This window comes from Pseudomonas fluorescens (genome assembly GCF_900636825.1).
GTDB lineage: Bacteria > Pseudomonadota > Gammaproteobacteria > Pseudomonadales > Pseudomonadaceae > Aquipseudomonas > Aquipseudomonas fluorescens_BG.
In genome coordinates, this window is record NZ_LR134318.1 from 352,949 (window position 1) to 373,302 (window position 20,354).

The following is a 20,354-nucleotide window of genomic DNA, read 5'->3' on the forward strand; positions in this document are numbered from 1 at the left end:
AACCGAATCCTCTGATCGAGATACACAAGTGATCGAAAATCTACGCAACATCGCCATCATTGCCCACGTTGACCATGGTAAGACCACCCTGGTAGACAAACTCCTGCGTCAATCCGGCACTCTGGAGCGCAACGAGCTCAACGACGAGCGCGTGATGGACTCCAACGACCAGGAAAAAGAGCGCGGTATTACCATTCTGGCGAAAAACACCGCCATCAACTGGAACGGCTACCACATCAACATCGTGGACACCCCGGGCCACGCCGACTTCGGCGGCGAAGTTGAACGCGTAATGTCGATGGTTGACTCCGTTCTGCTGCTGGTTGACGCTCAAGACGGCCCTATGCCGCAAACCCGTTTCGTGACCAAGAAGGCTTTCGAAGCCGGCCTGCGTCCAATCGTGGTGATCAACAAGGTTGACCGTCCAGGCGCGCGTCCAGACTGGGTTCTGGATCAGATCTTCGACCTGTTCGACAACCTCGGTGCGACCGAAGAACAACTGGACTTCCAGGTTGTTTACGCTTCGGCCCTGAACGGTATTGCCGGTCTGGACCACACCGCCATGGCGGAAGACATGACTCCGCTGTATCAGGCAGTAGTCGACCACGTTCCGCCTCCCGCCGTTGACCGTGACGGCGCGTTCCAGATGCAGATCTCCGCTCTGGACTACAACAGCTTCCTGGGTGTTATCGGCGTTGGCCGTATCGCTCGTGGCCGCGTCAAGCCGAACACCCCGGTTGTGGCAATCGGTGCTGACGGCAAGCGCCGTAACGGCCGTATCCTGAAGCTGATGGGTCACCACGGTCTGCACCGCATCGACGTTGAAGAGGCTGCAGCAGGCGATATCGTTTGCATCAGCGGTATGGACTCGCTGTTCATCTCCGACACCCTGTGCCACCCGGACACCGTCGAGGCGATGAAGCCGCTGACCGTTGACGAGCCAACCGTTTCGATGACCTTCCAGGTAAACGACTCGCCATTCTGCGGTAAAGAAGGCAAGTTCGTGACGTCCCGTAACATCAAGGACCGTCTGGACAAAGAGCTGCTGTACAACGTTGCCCTGCGCGTTGAAGAAGGCGACACCGCTGACAAGTTCAAGGTTTCCGGCCGTGGTGAGCTGCACCTCTCGGTACTGATCGAAACCATGCGTCGCGAAGGCTTCGAAATCGCTCTGGGTCGTCCGGAAGTGATCATTCGTGAAGTTGACGGCGTCAAGCAAGAGCCGTTCGAAAACGTGACTATCGACATCCCTGAAGAAGCTCAGGGCAAGGTCATGGAAGAGATGGGTCTGCGTAAAGGCGACCTGAGCAACATGGTGCCGGATGGCAAGGGCCGTGTTCGTCTGGAATACAACATCCCTGCTCGCGGTCTGATTGGTTTCCGTAACCAGTTCCTGACCCTGACCAACGGTGCTGGCATCCTGACCTCGATCTTCGATCGTTATGACACCGTCAAGTCGGGCCACATGTCCGGCCGTCAGAACGGCGTTCTGGTTTCGGTTGAAACCGGCAAGGCTCTGACCTACTCGCTGGAAACCCTGCAGGCTCGTGGCAAGCTGTTCGTAGAACACGGCCAGGAGATCTACAACGGTCAGATCGTTGGTCAGAACAGCCGCGACAACGACCTGGGTGTAAACCCAACCAAAGGCAAGAAGCTCGACAACATGCGTGCTTCGGGTAAAGACGAAACCATCGCTCTGGTTCCACCTGTTCGCTTCACTCTGGAACAGGCTCTGGAATACATCCAGGAAGACGAGCTGTGCGAAGTTACTCCTAAGTCGATCCGTCTTCGCAAGAAGATCCTCGACGAAAGCGAGCGTACCCGCGCTGCCAAGAAAGCCAAGGCGTAATTTAGCCCTGGAATAGAAAACGCCCCCGGTCGCGAGACCGGGGGCGTTTTTGTTTGTCTGGATTCAAGGCAAAAAAAAAGATCGCAGCCTTCGGCAGCTCCTACAGGGATATGCATTCCACTGTAGGAGCTGCCGAAGGCTGCGATCTTTTGATCTTCAGAATTTTTCGATCGCGCGGAAATTCTGCTCGCGCACCACTTCTTTCGGCTTATAAGCACAATACCCCGGACGCGGACCGATTTTCGGGTGATTGCGACAGGTGTCCGGGCGCTTGTCATAAATGGTGCACAGGCGGCTTTTACGATCGAGGTAATAGCAGTCGTTGTTGCTCATGCGCTGCAGGGTGAAAATCCCCGACTTCTGGTTGAAGCGCTCGACCAGGCCTTCCTTCTGCAGACGCTTGGCGATGTTCTTCGGCGGATCGCCCAGTTCGAACTCATCGACCACACCGATGCGCACCAGATCCTTGATCTTCACCTCAACCGGCAGCGTGCAGCAGCTGGATATGCAGGAACCGCACATCGGGGCTGAGTATTTTGCCCACGTATCGAGACGATCGATCTCGGCGGCGGCAATCAGGTTGGGCTTCATCATCGGAGTTACCAGGCGTGTGTGCATCAGGGCGCGCGATCATACCGGGACGGGTGGATTTTTGAACAACCTTTCGCCGGATATTTTATTCCAGGCCGCATTTTGCCCGGCGATACGGCACGGCCCCTGCATTCATTGGCTCATCCGCCAAGGTTATGTCGGACTGTCGCACAGTCCGCGCAAATACTGCCGAACCACAGCCATAACGGTCGGTCAGACCGTCTAGGCTCAGATAATTCCCGCTCGCTCGAGGTCCTATTGATGACTCAAGAACCACTAGTTCGCGAAGCAGAGGTGGCCGCATTTCGCGACGCCGTCCTGACCAAGCTCACCTATGCGGTCGGCAAAGACCCGGATCACGCCTTCGACCATGACTGGTTCGAAGCTATCGCGCTGGCGGCGCGTGATCACATGGTCGAGCACTGGATGGACCACACCCGGCAGATCTATCGCAAAGGCCAGAAACGCGTTTATTACCTCTCGCTGGAATTTCTCATCGGCCGCCTGCTGTATGACAGCCTGAGCAACCTTGGTCTGCTCGATGTCGCCCGTGAAGCGCTGACCGAGCTGGGGGTCGACCTGGAACGTATTCGTTTGCTCGAGCCGGACGCGGCGCTCGGCAATGGTGGCCTTGGTCGCCTGGCAGCGTGCTTCATGGAAAGCATGTCGACCCTCGGCATCGCCGGCCATGGTTATGGCATTCGGTATGAACACGGCTTGTTCCGTCAGGCGATTGTCGATGGCTGGCAACAGGAGCAGACCGAACACTGGCTGGATTTCGGTAACCCGTGGGAATTCGAGCGGCCGGAAGTGGTGTACCCGATCGGCTTTGGCGGCAGTGTCGAAACCGTCACCGATGCCAATGGCAAGAGCCGTCAGGTCTGGTCGCCGGCAGAAACCGTTCGCGCCATTGCCTACGACACGCCTGTGGTCGGCTGGCGCGGGGCGAGCGTCAACACCTTGCGCCTGTGGCGCGCGCGCGCCATGGAAGATTTGCATCTGGAGCGCTTCAACGCCGGTGACCACTTGGGCGCCGTCGCCGAAGTCGCCCGCGCCGAAAGTATTTCTCGCGTGCTCTATCCGGCTGACAGCACCGAAGCCGGGCAGGAGCTGCGCCTGCGTCAGGAATACTTCTTTGTCGCCGCCTCGCTCCAGGACCTTCTGCGCCGTCATCGCAACATGCACACCTCGGTGCTGACCCTGGGCGATCACGCGGCGATCCAGCTCAACGACACCCACCCTTCGATTGCTGTCGCCGAACTGATGCGCCAACTCGTCGATGTCTATGACGTCGCCTGGGATGCTGCGTGGCAAGTCACCGTCGATACGCTGTCGTACACCAACCACACGCTGCTGCCCGAAGCGCTGGAAACCTGGCCGGTCGGGCTGATGGAACGCATGCTGCCACGGCACATGCAGATCATTTACCTGATCAACGCCCAGCACATCGATTCGCTGCGGGCCAAAGGCATTCACGATTTCGACGTGCTCCGCGCGGTGTCGCTGATCGAAGAAGACAATGGTCGCCGTGTGCGCATGGGCAACCTCGCGTTCCTCGGTTCGCACAGCGTCAACGGCGTATCCGGCCTGCATACGCAACTGATGCGCAAAACCGTGTTCGCCGAACTGCACAAGCTGTACCCCGAGCGGATCAACAACAAAACCAACGGCATCACGTTCCGCCGCTGGCTGTATCAGGCCAACCCGGAATTGACCTCGATGCTGGTCGATGCCCTCGGCCCGGACTTGCTGGATAGCCCGGAAGAGCGCCTGCTCGATCTCGAGCCGTTCGCCGAGAAACCCGCCTTCCGCAGAGCCTTCGCCGAGCAGCGCTTGCACAGTAAGAAAGCCCTGGCTTACCTGATTCATGAACGGCTGGGGATTGCGGTCAATCCGGCGGCGATGTTCGACGTGCAGGTCAAACGGATCCATGAATACAAACGTCAGTTGCTCAATCTGATGCACACCGTGGCGTTGTATCAGGCGATCCGCGCCGAGCCGGAAGTCGACTGGGTGCCGCGCGTGAAGATCTTCGCCGGTAAAGCGGCGGCGAGTTATCACCAGGCCAAACTGATCATCAAACTGACCAATGACATCGCCCGGGTGGTCAACAACGACCCGACGGTGCGTGGTCTGCTGAAAGTAGTGTTTCTGCCCAATTACAACGTCAGTCTGGCCGAGAGCATCATTCCGGCGGCGGACTTGTCCGAGCAGATTTCCACCGCCGGTTTCGAGGCATCGGGCACCAGCAATATGAAATTCGGCCTCAACGGCGCGTTGACCATTGGCACCCTGGACGGCGCCAACGTGGAAATGGCTGAGCGCATCGGTGTTGAACATATGTTCATCTTCGGCCTCAGCGCCCAGCAGGTTGAAGCGCGCAAGCAGAATCACGAGTTCAGCGCCTTGCCGGACATCGCCGCCTCGCATCGCTTGAACGATGTACTGCAAGCGATTCGCGGCGGGGTGTTCTCGCCGGATGATACCTCGCGCTACACCGGGCTCATCGATTCGCTGGTGGATTACGACCGCTTCCTGGTCTGCGCCGACTTCGACTCCTACTGGGAAGCGCAGAAACGCGTCGAAGCGCACTGGCATGACTCGCAGAACTGGTGGCGCTCGGCGGTTCTCAATACTTCGCGGATGGGCTGGTTTTCCTCGGACCGGACGATTCGCGAGTACGCCACGGAAATCTGGAAAGCGCTGGAGTAACTTTCCACTCGGCTCGATATAATCGCGCGCCGGAAAAGATCGCAGCCTTCGGCAGCTCCTACACAGGTGTTCGCATACCCCTGTAGGAGCTGCCGCAGGCTGCGATCTTTTTGGGTCAGGCTGCGCTAATCTTCCCGGATTGGCCTTTGCGCTTAGGGATATCGACCATGCAATGGATGTTCATGTTGATCGGGCTGGTGCTCGGTGGACTGCTCGACGAGTCGTTCAGTGCCGCGCTGTTGGGCGCGCTGCTGGGGCTGGTCATCGGCCAGACCCTGCGCATCGTGCGGCTTGGTTCACAGGTGGCGGAGCAAAAGCACCAACTCGAGCAGGTGAAGGAAGCTTTGCAGGGCGTCGCGCAGCGTTTGTTTGTGCTGGAGGGCTCGCCCTCTCATGCACCGACCGCGGCCAGCGCAGAACCTGCGCCCGAGCCAAGCATTGAGCCGGTCGATGTCGCCGAACAGAGCCCAGGGCCAGAACTGATCTGGGAATTGCCCCCCGAACTCGAGCCGCTTTCCGCTGTGGCCCGGGAAACCAGCCAACCTCTGCCCGCCGATGTCTGGCGCCTCGACGCCGTCACGCCTGAACCGCAACACCCTGTCGAACCCCGTGGCCCGAATCTCATCGAGCGCGGCATCAGTGCTGCGCGCAACTGGCTGTTCGGTGGCAACACCTTGCTGCGCGTTGGCGTGGTGTTGTTGTTCTTCGGTCTGGCGTTCCTGCTGCGTTACGCCACCGAAGGCATGGTCGTGCCGATTGAATTGCGTTATGCCGGCGTAGCGGCGGCCGCGCTGGGCCTGCTCGCGCTGGGTTGGTGGCTGCGGCGACGCAACGCCAGTTATGCGTTGATGTTGCAAGGCACCGGGATCGCGGTGCTGTACCTGACGGTGTTTGCGGCGATGCGTCTGCATCCATTGCTCGATCCGTCCGCCGCACTGGGATTGCTGGTCGCGGTGACGATATTTTCGGCGATTCTGGCGATCACCCAGGATGCGCTGGGGCTGGCCACAGCGGCGGCTTTGGGCGGTTTCGCCGCGCCGATCCTGACTTCTACGGGCGAAGGCAATCACGTTGCGCTGTTCAGTTATTTCGCCCTGCTCAACGCCGGCATTTTCACCATCGCTTGGTTCAAGGCTTGGCGCCTGCTCAACCTGATCGGTTTCGTCGGCACCTTCGGCATCGGTTTCGCCTGGGGGTTGCGTTCCTATACCCCGGAACTGTTGTGGAGCACCGAACCGTTCCTGATTCTGTTCTTCCTGATGTATCTCGCCATCGGTCTGCTTTTCGCCCGGCGCAAGTTGCGCGATATGCCTGATGCGCCTGCGGATAGTGACCGCGAAGCACTGTTGCAGTGGTCAGCGCGCAAGGGCGATTACGTCGACGGGACGATGCTGTTTGGCCCGCCGATCATTGGCTTCGGCTTGCAGTTTGCGTTGGTACAGCATCTCGAATTCGCTGCGGCTTTCAGTGCGCTGGTATTGGGCATGATCTACATGGCGCTGGCCAAGGGGTTGATGAGGGGGCGCGCAGTGTTGCTTGGCGAAACCTGCCTGGCGCTCGGGGTGATTTTCACCAGCCTGGCGATTCCGCTGGGGCTCGATGCGCGCTGGACGTCGGCGGCTTGGGCGGTGGAAGGTGCGGGGATTTTCTGGCTCGGTTTGCGCCAGCAGCGACCGTTCGCCCGGGCCTTTGCCTTGCTGTTGCAACTGGGGTCGGCGCTGGCATTTCTCAGTCAATTGCGCGTCGGCGAGAGCAGTCTGCTCGACGGTGCGCCGCTGGGCGCGCTGATGCTCGGTGTCGCGTTGCTGTTCAGCTTCGATCAATTGCGCAAGGCGTCGCCGGAACAGGCCTCGTCATGGGAACGCCAAGGCCTGCCGGTGCTGGCCGGCCTGGGCCTGACCTTTCTTTACTTGCTGGCGCCGCTGTTCCTGTTTATCCAAGGCACGGCGATCAGCTGGGCGCTGGCCGGGTTGGCAACGTTGTGGCTCGGGCTGCGGATTCAGTCGCGCACGTTCCTGTTCTGCGCATTCGGCGTGCAGTTGCTCGGCGGCGTGTTGTTCCTGCTCCGTCTGCAAGGTGCAAGCGAACATTCGGCGGCGGTGTTCAGCGCCGGCTGGAGCGGTTTGCTCAGTGCTTCGCTGATCGGCCTGGCGCTGATCGCCGGCATGCTCCTGGCGGCTCGCGATGAAATGGTCCGCGCTGACGTGCGCCTGCTGCGCGGTATGTCGGTGGTGCTGCTGGCGGGGTTGGCATTGATCAATCTGGCGGTGCTGTTCGTTCTGCCGTGGCAGACCGCGAGTGCGGTGTGGGCGGCCAGCGGTTTGCTGATCATCTGGTTGAGCTTGTACCTCAAGCAGCGCGTGAGTTTCGTCTTTGGGCTACTGTTGCAGTTGATTGGTGGCGCGGCGTTTTTGCTCGCCGGCACCGAGTGGCTCGGGCCGCTCTCCGGCGAGGGGCTGAAGCCCTTGGCCCACGCTGGCTTCTGGACGCCGCTGGTGTTGGGGCTGGCAGCGATGATCGGGGCATGGCGCCTGCAATGGGGTAACCACGCCTCGGCGTTCGATGCCTTGAGTTTGCAGCGATTGTCCGAAGTGCTGCTGATCTGGGGTGGCGCTTGGTGGACGCTGGCGTGGGTCAGTGAAGTGCTGCGGTTTGCTTCGCCGGACCTGCAAGGCACATTGTTACTGTTGGTCGCGGCGATCAGTGTGGCGCTGTGGACGCTGTTGGCGCTGCGCTTGAAATGGCCGGCGCTGGGCTTGCTCTGCACCTTGCTGATTCCGGCGGCGGCGCTGGTTTTGCTCGGCGCGTGGCATTCGCGTTATCACCCGGCTGCCGATTTCGGCTGGCTGGCCTGGACCGCGTTGTTCGCCGTGCATTTCTTCAGTCTGCGGCGCTTGGCGGCAATGCTGCCGGCGCGCGCCTTGAGCACCGCGCATGTGCTCGGCTGCTGGCTGCTGATCGGCGTGCTGGCGCTGGAATTGCGTTTTGGCCTGCTGCTGTTGTCTGAGCAGTACAACGCCTGGCGCTGGCTGGGCTGGGCGATTCTGCCAAGCCTGTACCTGCTGTTGATGGCCGCGCCGCGAACCTGGCCGTGGCCGGTCGCCGCGTTTGCCCGAGAGTACCGCTTGTATGCCGCTGCGCCGCTGGCGGTGCTGATGCTGGCGTGGTTCTGGCTAGCCAACGGCCTCAGCGACGGCAATGCCGAACCGTTGCCTTACGTGCCGCTGCTCAACCCGCTGGAGTTGGGGCTGTTGTTTGCGCTGTTTGGCATCTATGTCTGGTCGCGCAGCGCGGTTGCACAACTGTCGATTCGTCAGGATTACGCCGACGCGGCTACGCAACTGATTGCCGGCGTTTCGCTGTTCGCCTTCTGCACCGCGCTGGTCACCCGCGCGGCGCATCACTGGGCCGCAATCCCGTTCGAACTTGATCAGCTGCTCGCATCGATGCTGGTGCAGGCTGGCTTGTCGATCGTCTGGACGCTGATGGCGCTGGGTCTGATGATCGGCGGCCATCTGCGCCATCGTCGTGAAGTGTGGCTGATCGGCGCGGCGTTGATCGCGCTGGTGGTGGCCAAACTGATTTTTGTCGAACTGAGCAACCGTGGCGGCCTCGCCCGGATCGTCTCGTTTATCGGTGTCGGCGTATTGCTGCTGGTGGTCGGTTACTTCGCGCCGCTGCCACCCAAACGTGTCGAGGCAGAACCGGTGGCGGACAAGCCCGCGCCGCAATCCGAAGGAGTTGCATCTTGAGTCGCATGCTGAATCTGGGGTGGTTGGCAATGGCCATGGTGGTGACGGCCGGTGCTCAGGAAAAACCGGCGGACTTCGCCACGCAAGTACCGCTGTCGGTGAGCGGCGATGGGCCGTGGTATCGCCTCGAGTTGCCGCTGGATGTGCAATTGCAGGCGCGCCAGACCGATCTCAGCGACTTGCGTGTGTTCAATGCCGCAGGCGAACCCCAGGCGTACGCCTTGGCTCGCGAATCAGCGCAGACCCGCGACGACGGCAAGCTGCACGAGGTCAAATGGTTCCCGCTGTACAACGCCGCCGATGCCAGCGAACGCGCGCCGAACGTGCGCGTGCAATCGACCACTAACGGCACGCTGGTCGAGGTGCAGCCGTCCTCGCAGCTGGAAGCGGGCGAGGAGGTTCTGCGCGGCTGGCTGCTCGATGCCAGCGCGATCAAAGCGCCGCTGCAGCGGTTGATCCTCGACTGGACCAGCGAACGCGACGGTTTTCAGCGTTTCAGCATTGAAGCCAGTGACGACCTGCAGCACTGGCAATCCTGGGGCGAAGGGCAAGTGGCGCGGCTGACCTTTTCCGATGAGCGCATCGAGCAGCGCGAAGTGACCCTGCCGGGGCAGACCGCACGATATGTGCGGCTGCTGTGGGAGTCGCCGGCGGCGGCGCCGATCCTCACATCTGCACAACTGAAAAGCAGCGACCCGCGTAACGTTCCGCTGCCGCTGGTATGGTCGCAAACCGTTGCGGGCAGCAGTGCCAAGGCCGGGGAATACACCTGGCAATTGCCGATGGGGCTGAATGTCGAGCGGGTGCAGGTCGAGCTGAAACAACCCAACAGCCTGGCGCCAGTGACGCTGGCCGGTCGCCGTGAAAACAATTTGCCGTGGCAGACCTTGAGCAGTGGCTTGCTCTATCGCCTCACACAAAATGGTCAGGACGTAGTGCAGAACGAGATTCCACTGTCCGGGCAGATCGTTCAGCAACTCAAGCTGACCGTGGATGAGCGCGGCGGCGGTCTGGGTGAGCAGGCGCCGGATCTGAAATATGCCGTGCGGGCGACGCAGGTGATTTTTCTTGCGCGGGGGGAGGGACCTTTCAGCCTGGCGTTAGGCAATCCCACTGTAAAAACGGCGAACTTGCCGCTGACGACGCTGATTCCGGATTTCAAACCGGAGAAACTGACGTCACTGGGCAAGGCGTCGGTGCAGGGCGCAGCGGTGGCCACCCAGACTTCGACGGCGACGACGGCTGCGGTGGCCGAGACCAATTGGAAGAAAATCGGCTTGTGGGCGGTACTGTTGCTCAGCGTGGTTTTTCTCGGCGCGATGGCGTTCAGCCTGTTGCGCAAGCCTCCCGCCAGTTACTGAGCATGGCGGCGCTGCGCGCCAATCGCTGGCAAGCCAGCTCCCACAGTGCTCTCGGTCGTTCACATTTTTGTGTACACCACACATCCTGTGGGAGCTGGCTTGCCAGCGATGGCGGCCGGTCAAACAACAAAAAAATCATCAAACTGCCGCTATCACTCAACCACCACCCGCCCCATTTCCAACTACGCTAAATCCGCTACCTGAACTCTCCACCGACAATCACGTCTCATACAGGCAAATACACCCAGGCGCACGTTAGCCGGCGTCTTCGCTCGCTACGGTTTCAGACTCCCTGTAAACTGCGCGGGTTTTCCGCCCCCCATTCCACCGGAGCCGTCCATGTCCCGCGTTACCTTGAGTCGCTATTTGATTGAGCAGACCCGCAGCAACAACACTCCTGCCGATCTGCGCTTCCTGATCGAAGTGGTGGCGCGTGCCTGCAAGGAGATCAACCACGCCGTGTCCAAAGGCGCCCTGGGTGGTGTTCTGGGCAGCATGGGCACCGAAAACGTGCAAGGCGAAGTGCAGAAAAAGCTCGACGTGATCTCCAACGAGATTCTGCTCGAAGCCAACGAATGGGGCGGTCACCTGGCCGGCATGGCGTCCGAAGAAATGGACAATGCCTACCAGATCCCGGGCAAGTACCCGAAAGGCGCATACCTACTGGTATTCGACCCGCTGGACGGTTCGTCGAACATCGACATCAACGCCCCGGTCGGCACCATCTTCTCGGTACTGCGTTGCCCGAATGAATACCTGAGCCAGAACGAGCCGCTGAACGAGAAAGCGTTCCTGCAGCCAGGCACCCAGCAAGTGGCCGCCGGTTACGCGATCTACGGCCCACAGACCATGCTGATCCTGACCCTGGGCGACGGCGTCAAAGGCTTCACCCTGGATCGTGAAATGGGCAGCTTCGTGCTGACCCATGAAAACATCACCATTCCGGAAACCACCCAGGAATTCGCCATCAACATGTCCAACCAGCGTCACTGGGAAGCCCCGGTCCAGCGCTATGTTGGCGAGCTGCTGGCCGGTGAAGAAGGTCCGCTGAAAAAGAACTACAACATGCGTTGGGTTGCGGCGATGGTTGCCGACGTCCACCGCATCCTGACTCGTGGCGGTCTGTTCATGTACCCGCGCGACAGCCGCGAGCCATCCAAGCCGGGCAAGCTGCGTCTGATGTACGAAGCCAACCCGATGTCGTTCCTCGTCGAACAAGCGGGCGGCGCGTCCACCGACGGTCATCAGCGCATCCTCGACATTCAGCCGGAAGGCCTGCACCAGCGCGTTGCGGTATTCCTCGGCTCGAAAGAAGAAGTCGCTCGCGCGACGGCCTACCACAAGGAATAAACCATGCACGCGCCCTGGCAGCCGGTGCTCGATTGGTGGTTCGGAAATGCCGAATCCCCGGACGAGATATCCGCTGACAAGGGCAAGTTGTGGTTCGGCAAGCGAGACAGCCAAGACCTCGAAGCGCGTGAGCGTTTCGGGGTCTTTGTCGATCAGGCCCTGGCCGGCGAATTGACCGAGTGGACGCAATGTCCTGAAGGTTGGCTGGCGCTGGTGCTGCTGCTCGATCAGCTGCCGCGGATGATCTCTCGCAACTCTCCCAAAGGTTATTCCGGTGATCTGCGCGCGCAGAAGCTCGTTGCGCAAGGCGTCGCGGCGGATTTCGATCGGCAGCTGAAGCCGATCCAGCGTGTGTTTATCTATCTGGTGTTCGAACACTGCGAAAACCTCGCGGTGCAGAACGAGGCGGTTTCCAGATTTATCGAACTGGTGGCTGAACAGCCGGAAACGGAGCGGGCGGTGTTTGCGGATAATCTGGACTATGCCGAGCGACATCAGAAAGTGATCGCGCGGTTTGGCCGGTTTCCGCATCGCAATGCGGTGTTGGGGCGGGAGTCTACGCCTGAGGAATTGGAGTTTCTTTCGAAGCCTGGGTCGCGGTTCTGACCGCAGAAAAGATCGCAGCCTTCGGCAGCTCCTACAGGGTGAATGCTTTACTCATGTAGGAGCTGCCGAAGGCTGCGATCTTTTGATCTTTATATACGGAAGCTGCCGACCAACTGCTTCAGCCGCGCCGCCTGCTGCTCAAGATCCGAACACGCGCGCAGCGTCGCCTGCAGGTTCTCCACCCCTTCCTGATTCAGCGTGTTGATCTCGTTGATATCCACGTTGATCGACTCGACCACAGCGGTCTGCTCTTCGGTCGCGGTGGCTACCGACTGGTTCATCCCGTCGATTTCGCCGATACGCTGAGTCACGCTGCCCAACCGCTCGCCGGCCTGGTTGGCGATGCCGACGCTGCTTTCGCTCTCGCGCTGGCTCTCGGTCATGATGTTGACCGCTTGGCGCGCGCCGACCTGCAGCTCTTCGATCATCTTCTGCACCTGCTGCGCCGAATCCTGGGTGCGGTGCGCCAGATTGCGTACTTCGTCAGCGACCACGGCGAAACCGCGCCCGGCTTCACCGGCACGCGCCGCTTCGATCGCCGCATTGAGGGCGAGCAGGTTGGTCTGCTGGGAAATGCTGGTGATCACTTCAAGAATCTGCCCGATGTTCACCGTGTTGCTGTTCAGGGTTTCGATGTTGCCGCAGGAATCGCTGATCTTTGCCGACAGTTGTTGCATGGCCTGAATGGTTTTATCCACAACCTGCTGGCCGTCAACCGCGAGGCCGCGCGCATCGCTGGAATGCTGCGAGGCGAGGGCGGCGTTCTGGGCGATTTCCTGCGCTGCGGCGCCGAGCTGATTGATCGCGGCGGCAACGCTGTTGGTGCGGCTGGCCTGCTGATCGGAGTTGTACATCGACGAGTTCGAAGCGGCGACGACGCGCAGGGCGACCTCGTTGACTTGGCCAGTGGCCGAAGACACTTCGCGGATCGAGGTGTGAATGCGTTCGACGAAACGGTTGAACGAAGTGCCCAGCGCGCCGAACTCATCGTTACCGTGAATCACCAAGCGTTTGGTCAGGTCGCCTTCGCCTTCAGCGATGTCGTGCATCGCACGGCCCATGGTCAGCAGCGGTTGCATCAGCACGCGAATCAACATGCCGAGCAGGCCGAGGATGATCAGCACGGCGATGACCATGGCGATCAGCGCCGAGGTGCGGAACTCGCTGAGCATGGCGAACGCGGTGTCTTTGTCGAGCACCAGCGCGACGTACCAGTCGGCCGACGGCACACCGTTGACGCGGGTGAAGGAGATCAACTGGGTCTTGCCGTCGAACTCGACCTCTTTCAGGCCCGGGCTGACTTGCGGTGCGCCGTTCGGATAAGCCTCGGCGAGGCTTTTGAGCACCAGTTTGCTGTCCGGGTGGATGAGGATCTTGCCTTCGGCACTGACGATGAATGCGTGTCCGTGGCCACCGAAATTCAGCGAGTTGATGATCGCGCTGACGCTGGTCAGATCGATGTCGGCACCGGCCACGCCGAGCATTTGACCCTGACGCTGCACTGGCGTGGCAACGGTTATCACCAGTTTGCCCGACGAAGCGGCGATGTACGGTTCGGTGACGATGGTCTGTTGCGCACTGTTCGCCGCTTTGTACCAGCCACGCGCGCGAGGATCATAGTCCGGCGCGCGATTACCGGCCGGCACCGAGAACATCACGCCGTCAGCACCGCCGAAGTAGCTGAGCTGGAAATTTCCTGTGTACGCCGGCAGGTCGATGATGCGCTTGAGGCTGGCCGGTGCATTGCCGTCGACGGCGACCTGTTGGGACAGCGATTGCAGCAACTGAATGCGGCTTTCCAGCCAGGTCTGGATGTTGCTGGTGGTCAGACTCCCCAGCTCCTGCATCGTCGCTTCGGTGCTGCTGGTCAGCGCCTGGCGTTGACGATAATCGTTGAACAAAATGAAACAGGCGAACGCAACGGCCACCACAAGGGCGGCAGCCAGCAGAATCTTGTGGCTGAATTTCATGTTTCTGGTCATCGAGTGAACTACCGCGAAGGGGCTGGTCAAGAAAGGGCGGCAATTTGCCATATTCGGCAGCGTTGCGCTGCTCTTTATTTCGACCGCGCCGCGCCAAAGATTAGGCGCTTGAGCCGAAAGTCGACGAAATGCGCAACAGCTTCCGAAAGTTTTTGATTTGCCGGCAAAAGCCGGACGAGCGGAGTAACAAATATCCGCGCAACCACGGAACCAGATGACACTTTGCTCTTCTAAGGTTCTGGTTGGCACCATGCCATCCCCCCTCGTTCCAGGAGTTACACCATGTCGCTGCGATCTCTCGCCCTTCTGACGTTTTGCGTGCTATTGGCCGCATGCAGCAAGGTCAATCAGGAAAACTACTCGAAGCTCTCGGCCGGCATGGCCAAGACCGAAGTGGAAAGCCTCCTCGGCAAGCCCACCGATTGCTCGGGCGCGCTCGGCATGTCCAGTTGCACCTGGGGCGACAAGAACAGCTTTATCAGCGTGCAGTACGCCGGTGACAAAGTGCTGATGTTTTCTGGCCAAGGCCTGAAGTAAACCGGGGCTTTGCGCCCGCGGAGATAAAAATGAAGCGGTTATTGCTGATCCTTTTCGCTGGCCTGGTACTGGCTGGCTGCGCCACTTCCGGCGTCGACCCGTTGGCGCCGAGAACCGTCAACAGCGTCAATCTCAAGCGTTATCAGGGCACGTGGTATGAACTGGCACGCTTGCCGATGTACTTCCAGCGCCACTGCGCCCAATCCGAAGCGCATTACAGCCTCAAGCCAGACGGCAATGTCGGCGTGCTCAACCGCTGCCTGACCCCCGAGTGGCAATGGGAAGAGGCCAAGGGCACCGCTTATCCCCAGGTGCCGGGCAAGACCGACAAGCTCTGGGTCGAATTCGATAACTGGTTCTCGCGTCTGGTGCCCGGTGTGGCGAAGGGCGAGTACTGGGTGTTGTACGTCAGCGACGATTACAAGACCGCCATCGTTGGCGATCCGAGTCGCAAGTATCTTTGGCTGCTGTCACGCACGCCCACCGTCAACGGCGTAGTGCGCGAAGAGTTGCTGAGCAAAGCGCGTCAGCAGGGTTATGACACTACGCGACTGATCTGGCGCGCGTCGGATCGGCAGATGGCCAAGACCTCTAATTGACAGCTAAAAGATCGCAGCCTTCGGCAGCTCCTACAGAAACGCATTGCGTGTAGGAGCTACCGAAGGCTGCGATCTTTTGCTTTTTTTTACCCTAAAAGGTCTCGCAAAACCAAGGTAAAGGCCCGAGCGCTTTCCTCTTCGCCGGCATGCCGGCCGTCGCGCACTACCCACTGACCATTGACCAGCACATCGCGCACCTGCCGATCCCCGCCAGCAAACAACCAGCGATTCAGAATTCCGTCACCCGATGCGGTCGCCAGATAGGGATCGTTGCCATCGAGCACTGTCCAGTCCGCACGCTTGCCCACTTCCAGCGCGCCAATCGGTTGCCCCAGCGCTTGTGCGCCGCCTTCCAGCGCTGCGTCATACAGTGTGCGGCCGACCATCGGCTGATCCGCGCCATACAGTCGATTGCGTCGCTGATCGCGCAGCCGCTGGCCATATTCCAGCCAACGCAATTCTTCCACGACGCTGAGCGAGACATGGCTGTCAGAGCCGATACCCATGCGCCCGCCCTGCGCGAGGAAATCCACCGCCGGGAAGATCCCGTCGCCCAGATTGGCTTCAGTGGTCAGGCATAAACCGGCAATGGCGCGACTCTTGGCCATCAGCGTGACTTCTTCTGTGTTGGCGTGGGTGGCGTGAACCAGGCACCAGCGCTGATCGACCTCGGCATTTTCGTATAGCCATTGCAGCGGACGACGGCCGCTCCAGCTCAGGCAGTCATCGACTTCTTTTTGCTGCTCGGCAATGTGGATGTGCACCGGGCAGCGCTTGTCGCTGGCGGCCAATACTTCGCTGATCTGTTGCGGCGTCACCGCACGCAGCGAATGGAAACACAGCCCCAGCGATTGCGCTTCTTGCTGCGCCAACAACGGCTGCAACCGCGCTTGCAGATTCAGGTAATTTTCGGTGCTGTTGATAAATCGACGCTGGCCGTCGTTCGGCGTCTGACCGCCAAAACCGGAATGGCTGTAGAGCACCGGCAGCAAGGTCAGACCAATGCCGCTTTCACTTGCCGCCTGGCTGATACGCAGGGCCAATTCGGCCGGATCCGCATAAGGCTGGCCATTACTGTCATGGTGCACGTAGTGAAACTCGGCCACCGACGTGTACCCAGCCTTGAGCATTTCGATGTAGAGCTGGCGGGCGATGATGCCGAGCTGATCCGGACTGATTTTCCCGACGAGCCGATACATCAGATCGCGCCAGGTCCAGAAACTGTCGTTGGGGTTGCCGGCGACTTCCGCCAGTCCGGCCATTGCCCGCTGAAACGCGTGAGAATGCAGATTAGGCATCCCCGGCAGCAGCGGACCGCTCAGCCGTTCGGCGCCGTCTGCGTTGGCATCGGCCTGAATATGAGTCAGCAGACCTTCGGCGCTGACTTCCAGACGTACATTGTTGGCCCATCCGTCAGGCAGCAGTGCGCGTTCGGCAAAGAAGGCGGACATCGTTCGGCACCCCATCGTGTGTTATTTGTATATACATATATAGACGTTTGCCTGCCCGGTAAACTCCGGCAAGCTAGTCACTTTCATCCAATGAACAGGGATCAACCGTGCCGACTCCGCCTCCAGTCTCTCCGTTGGCCGCGAACATGGGCGACAGTCCGGCGCCCTTGTACGCCCGCGTCAAACAGATGATCACCCAGCAGATCGACAGCGGAAACTGGCCGCCGCATTACCGCGTGCCGTCCGAGAGCGAGCTGGTCAATCAGCTCGGTTTCAGCCGCATGACCATCAACCGCGCCCTGCGTGAGATGACCGCCGACGGCCTGTTGGTGCGCATGCAAGGCGTCGGCACCTTTGTCGCCGAACCAAAGAGCCAGTCCGCGCTGTTCGAAGTGCACAACATCGCTGACGAAATTGCCTCGCGCGGCCATCGCCACACCTGCCAGGTCATCACCCTTGAGGAAGAGGCCGCCGGTTCCGAGCGCGCGCTGGCGCTGGACATGCGCGAAGGCCAGAAGGTATTTCACTCGCTGATCGTGCACTACGAAAACGACATTCCTGTGCAAATCGAAGACCGTTTCGTCAACGCGCTCGTCGCCCCCGAATACCTCAAGCAGGATTTCACCCTGCAAACGCCCTACGCCTATCTCAATCAGGTCGCGCCGCTGACCGAAGGCGAGCACGTGGTCGAAGCGATTCTTGCCGAGCCGTCCGAATGCAAACTACTGCAGATCGAAAAGGGCGAACCGTGTTTGCTGATCCGCCGCCGCACGTGGTCGGGGCGTCAGCCGGTGACGGCAGCTCGTTTGATTCACCCGGGTTCGCGTCATCGTCTGGAAGGGCGCTTTCATAAATGAAATATGAGTTGAAGGTTCTACGCGCTGAGGGCTACCCGCGCATGCCGTGGAAAAACGGCGGCGGCAGCACCGAGGAAATCACTCGTGATGCGGGCGCAGGTCTGGACGGTTTCGGCTGGCGCCTGTCGATTGCCGACATCGCTGAATCGGGTGGTTTCTCGACATTCGCCGGTTACCAGCGAGTCATCACTGTATTGCAGGGTGACGGCATGACTCTGTGCGTCGACGGTGACGATACCCGCCCATTGTTACCCTTGGACCCGTTTGCTTTCAGCGGCGAAAGTCAGGTGTCCTGCACCTTGCTCGGCGGTGCGATTCGCGATTTCAATCTGATCTATGCGCCGCAGCGCTACAGTGCGCGATTGCAGTGGCTGGATGGCGAGCAAAGATTTTTCAGCTCGGCGGGGACGCTGCTGGTTTTCAGCATCAGCGATTTGCTGGAAGTGCAGGTCGGTGACAGCGTTGCGCAACTAGGGCGACATGATTGTCTGCAACTGGACGGTAATTCGGGGCTTATCGAAGTCTGCGTTGATGCTGGTTGTTGTGTGATTGAACTGACTGCGCGCTGATTCAAGAACTCTAAAAAGATCGCAGCCTTCGGCAGCTCCTACACGGGACGTACATCAGCCCTGTAGGAGCTGCCGAAGGCTGCGATCTTTTGCTTTTACGATGTTTCCAACCCACGCACCAACTTGTTACCGAACGCCCCAGCGTGGCGCAAAACCACGCTCACTTGGCCCAGCCGGATCTCCTCAGAATCTCCTCCCGGAAAATTTCATCCCCGCCAGAACCCTCGATTCAGGCGCTCTCCAGCCTTGCCCGTGATTTTTCCTGAACGCCACTCCAGCAAGTTGGCCGCTTGATTGCATATGCTTGTATGTACAAGTAAAGACGTATGCGTATGAGTCGTTCGAGACTCTCGGCAGCGTCCACTGATTCGCTTGTCGCGCAGCGAAGCGCGCAGGCTGCTGCCCACTGCCAGGGTTGGTTTGAATTGATCGCTGAGGAGTCTTTTTCGTGACTGACAATACCCAGAACAGCAACAAGTTTCGTGACGTGCAGATTCGCGCCGCACGCGGTAACACGCTGACCGCCAAGAGTTGGCTGACCGAAGCGCCGCTGCGCATGTTGATGAACAACCTCGACCCTGAAGTCGCCGAAAACCCGAAAGAGCTGGTGGTCTACGGTGGTATCGGTCGCGCGGCGCGGAACTGGGAGTGCTACGACAAGATCGTCGAGAGTCTGACCAACTTGAATGACGACGAAACCCTGCTGGTGCAATCGGGCAAGCCGGTCGGCGTGTTCAAAACCCACGCCAACGCACCGCGCGTGCTGATCGCCAACTCCAACCTCGTGCCCCATTGGGCGAGCTGGGAACACTTCAACGAACTCGACGCTAAAGGCCTGGCCATGTACGGCCAGATGACCGCCGGCAGCTGGATCTACATCGGCAGTCAGGGCATCGTTCAAGGCACCTACGAAACCTTTGTCGAAGCCGGTCGCCAGCATTACAACGCTGATCTCAAAGGTCGCTGGGTGTTGACCGCTGGCCTCGGTGGCATGGGCGGCGCGCAACCGCTGGCCGCCACCCTGGCCGGCGCCTGTTCGCTGAACATTGAATGCCAACAAGTCAGCATCGATTTCCGCCTGAAAAGCCGTTACGTCGATGAGCAGGCCAAAGACCTCGACGACGCCTTGGCGCGCATCGACAAATACACCAAGGAAGGCAAGGCAATCTCTATCGCGCTGCTCGGCAACGCAGCCGAAATCCTGCCGGAACTGGTCAAGCGCGGCGTGCGCCCGGACATGGTCACCGACCAGACCAGCGCCCATGACCCGCTCAACGGTTACCTGCCAGCCGGCTGGAGCTGGGACGAATACCGCGCCCGCGCCAAGACCGAACCGGCCGCCGTGATCAAAGCCGCCAAGCAGTCGATGGCCGTGCACGTCAAAGCCATGCTGGAGTTCCAGAAGCAAGGCATCCCGACCTTCGACTATGGCAACAACATCCGTCAGATGGCTCAGGAAGAAGGTGTCGAAAACGCCTTCGATTTCCCAGGCTTCGTACCGGCCTACATCCGTCCGCTGTTCTGTCGTGGCATCGGCCCGTTCCGCTGGGCGGCGCTGTCGGGTGATCCGCAGGACATCTACAAAACCGACGCCAAGGTCAAAGAACTGATCCCCGACGACGCGCACCTGCACAACTGGCTGGACATGGCCCGCGAACGCATCAGCTTTCAGGGGCTGCCGGCGCGGATCTGCTGGGTTGGTCTGGGCCAGCGCGCCAAGCTCGGTCTGGCCTTCAACGAGATGGTGCGAAGCGGTGAGCTGTCGGCGCCAGTGGTAATCGGTCGCGATCACCTCGACTCCGGCTCGGTGGCAAGCCCCAACCGCGAAACCGAATCGATGCAGGATGGTTCCGACGCCGTCTCCGATTGGCCATTGCTCAATGCATTGCTGAACACCGCGAGCGGCGCGACCTGGGTGTCGCTGCACCACGGCGGCGGCGTTGGCATGGGGTTCTCGCAGCATTCGGGGATGGTGATCGTCTGCGACGGCACCGATGAGGCCGCCGAACGCATTGCCCGCGTGCTCCACAACGACCCGGCGACCGGCGTCATGCGCCATGCCGACGCCGGTTACCAAATCGCGATCGATTGCGCGAAAGAGCAGGGGCTGAACCTGCCGATGATCACCGGCAAATAAA

14 protein-coding genes are annotated in these 20,354 nt (G+C 60.2%); 11 read left to right on the top strand and 3 right to left on the bottom strand.

Translation table 11 applies throughout. From position 1 onward, the window contains the following. Positions 1-28: 28 nt before the first annotated feature. Positions 29-1,849 carry a translational GTPase TypA gene (gene typA, locus EL257_RS01630; RefSeq protein ID WP_077570343.1) on the top strand — a complete coding sequence of 607 codons (1,821 nt, stop codon included), beginning with the start codon at positions 29-31 and terminating at the stop codon, positions 1,847-1,849. A 156-nt stretch (positions 1,850-2,005) separates the two neighbouring features. Here the strand turns inward: typA and EL257_RS01635 are convergent, their stop codons facing one another. Continuing rightward, entirely contained in the window at positions 2,006-2,443 is a 438-nt protein-coding gene (locus tag EL257_RS01635; RefSeq protein ID WP_008080573.1) for a YkgJ family cysteine cluster protein, read from the bottom strand. 258 nt (positions 2,444-2,701) lie between these two features. On the opposite strand from EL257_RS01635, the gene EL257_RS01640 reads away from it, so the two are divergent. From EL257_RS01640 to EL257_RS01660, 5 genes are all read left to right on the top strand, one after another. Further along, positions 2,702-5,152 (top strand): glycogen/starch/alpha-glucan phosphorylase, encoded by a 2,451-nt coding sequence (locus EL257_RS01640; RefSeq protein WP_126359227.1) that lies wholly within the window; start codon positions 2,702-2,704, stop codon positions 5,150-5,152. 167 nt (positions 5,153-5,319) lie between these two features. Then, the gene (locus EL257_RS01645; protein WP_126359229.1) at positions 5,320-8,904 is read left to right on the top strand and encodes a DUF2339 domain-containing protein; all 3,585 of its coding nucleotides are present in this window, start codon (positions 5,320-5,322) and stop codon (positions 8,902-8,904) included. Continuing rightward, positions 8,901-10,265, top strand: a complete 1,365-nt coding sequence (locus tag EL257_RS01650; protein ID WP_126359231.1) for a DUF3999 domain-containing protein — start codon at positions 8,901-8,903, stop codon at positions 10,263-10,265. The genes EL257_RS01645 and EL257_RS01650 overlap by 4 nt, the downstream gene beginning before the upstream one ends. A gap of 339 nt (positions 10,266-10,604) precedes the next feature. Beyond that, positions 10,605-11,615, top strand: a complete 1,011-nt coding sequence (locus EL257_RS01655; RefSeq protein ID WP_126359233.1) for a class 1 fructose-bisphosphatase — start codon at positions 10,605-10,607, stop codon at positions 11,613-11,615. 3 nt (positions 11,616-11,618) lie between these two features. Then, positions 11,619-12,221 carry a DUF924 family protein gene (locus EL257_RS01660; RefSeq protein ID WP_126359235.1) on the top strand — a complete coding sequence of 201 codons (603 nt, stop codon included), beginning with the start codon at positions 11,619-11,621 and terminating at the stop codon, positions 12,219-12,221. Between the two features lie 89 nt (positions 12,222-12,310). On the opposite strand, the gene EL257_RS01665 is transcribed toward EL257_RS01660, so the two are convergent. Beyond that, positions 12,311-14,203, bottom strand: a complete 1,893-nt coding sequence (locus EL257_RS01665) for a methyl-accepting chemotaxis protein (RefSeq protein WP_197722576.1) — start codon at positions 14,201-14,203, stop codon at positions 12,311-12,313. 282 nt (positions 14,204-14,485) lie between these two features. On the opposite strand from EL257_RS01665, the gene EL257_RS01670 reads away from it, so the two are divergent. Together EL257_RS01670 and EL257_RS01675 are read left to right on the top strand one after the other, a co-directional pair. Then, positions 14,486-14,740 (top strand): hypothetical protein, encoded by a 255-nt coding sequence (locus tag EL257_RS01670; RefSeq protein WP_126359239.1) that lies wholly within the window; start codon positions 14,486-14,488, stop codon positions 14,738-14,740. A gap of 29 nt (positions 14,741-14,769) precedes the next feature. Then, a complete protein-coding gene (locus EL257_RS01675) occupies positions 14,770-15,339 on the top strand; it encodes a lipocalin family protein (RefSeq protein ID WP_123419809.1) in 570 nt (189 codons plus the stop codon). 86 nt (positions 15,340-15,425) lie between these two features. Here EL257_RS01675 and EL257_RS01680 read toward each other — a convergent pair whose 3' ends face one another. After that, the gene (locus EL257_RS01680) at positions 15,426-16,790 is read right to left on the bottom strand and encodes a formimidoylglutamate deiminase (protein WP_126359241.1); all 1,365 of its coding nucleotides are present in this window, start codon (positions 16,788-16,790) and stop codon (positions 15,426-15,428) included. Between the two features lie 146 nt (positions 16,791-16,936). On the opposite strand from EL257_RS01680, the gene hutC reads away from it, so the two are divergent. The 3 genes from hutC (at position 16,937) to hutU (ending at position 20,353) form a co-directional block, all read left to right on the top strand. Further along, positions 16,937-17,647: a histidine utilization repressor gene (hutC, locus tag EL257_RS01685; RefSeq protein ID WP_163013658.1), complete on the top strand. Its 711-nt coding sequence runs from the start codon at positions 16,937-16,939 to the stop codon at positions 17,645-17,647. After that, positions 17,644-18,216, top strand: coding sequence for a HutD family protein (locus EL257_RS01690; protein WP_126359243.1), 573 nt, complete (start codon positions 17,644-17,646; stop codon positions 18,214-18,216). Before hutC ends, EL257_RS01690 begins: the two co-directional genes overlap by 4 nt. 448 nt (positions 18,217-18,664) lie before the next feature. Then, positions 18,665-20,353 carry a urocanate hydratase gene (gene hutU / locus EL257_RS01695; RefSeq protein ID WP_126359245.1) on the top strand — a complete coding sequence of 563 codons (1,689 nt, stop codon included), beginning with the start codon at positions 18,665-18,667 and terminating at the stop codon, positions 20,351-20,353. Position 20,354 lies beyond the last annotated feature (1 nt).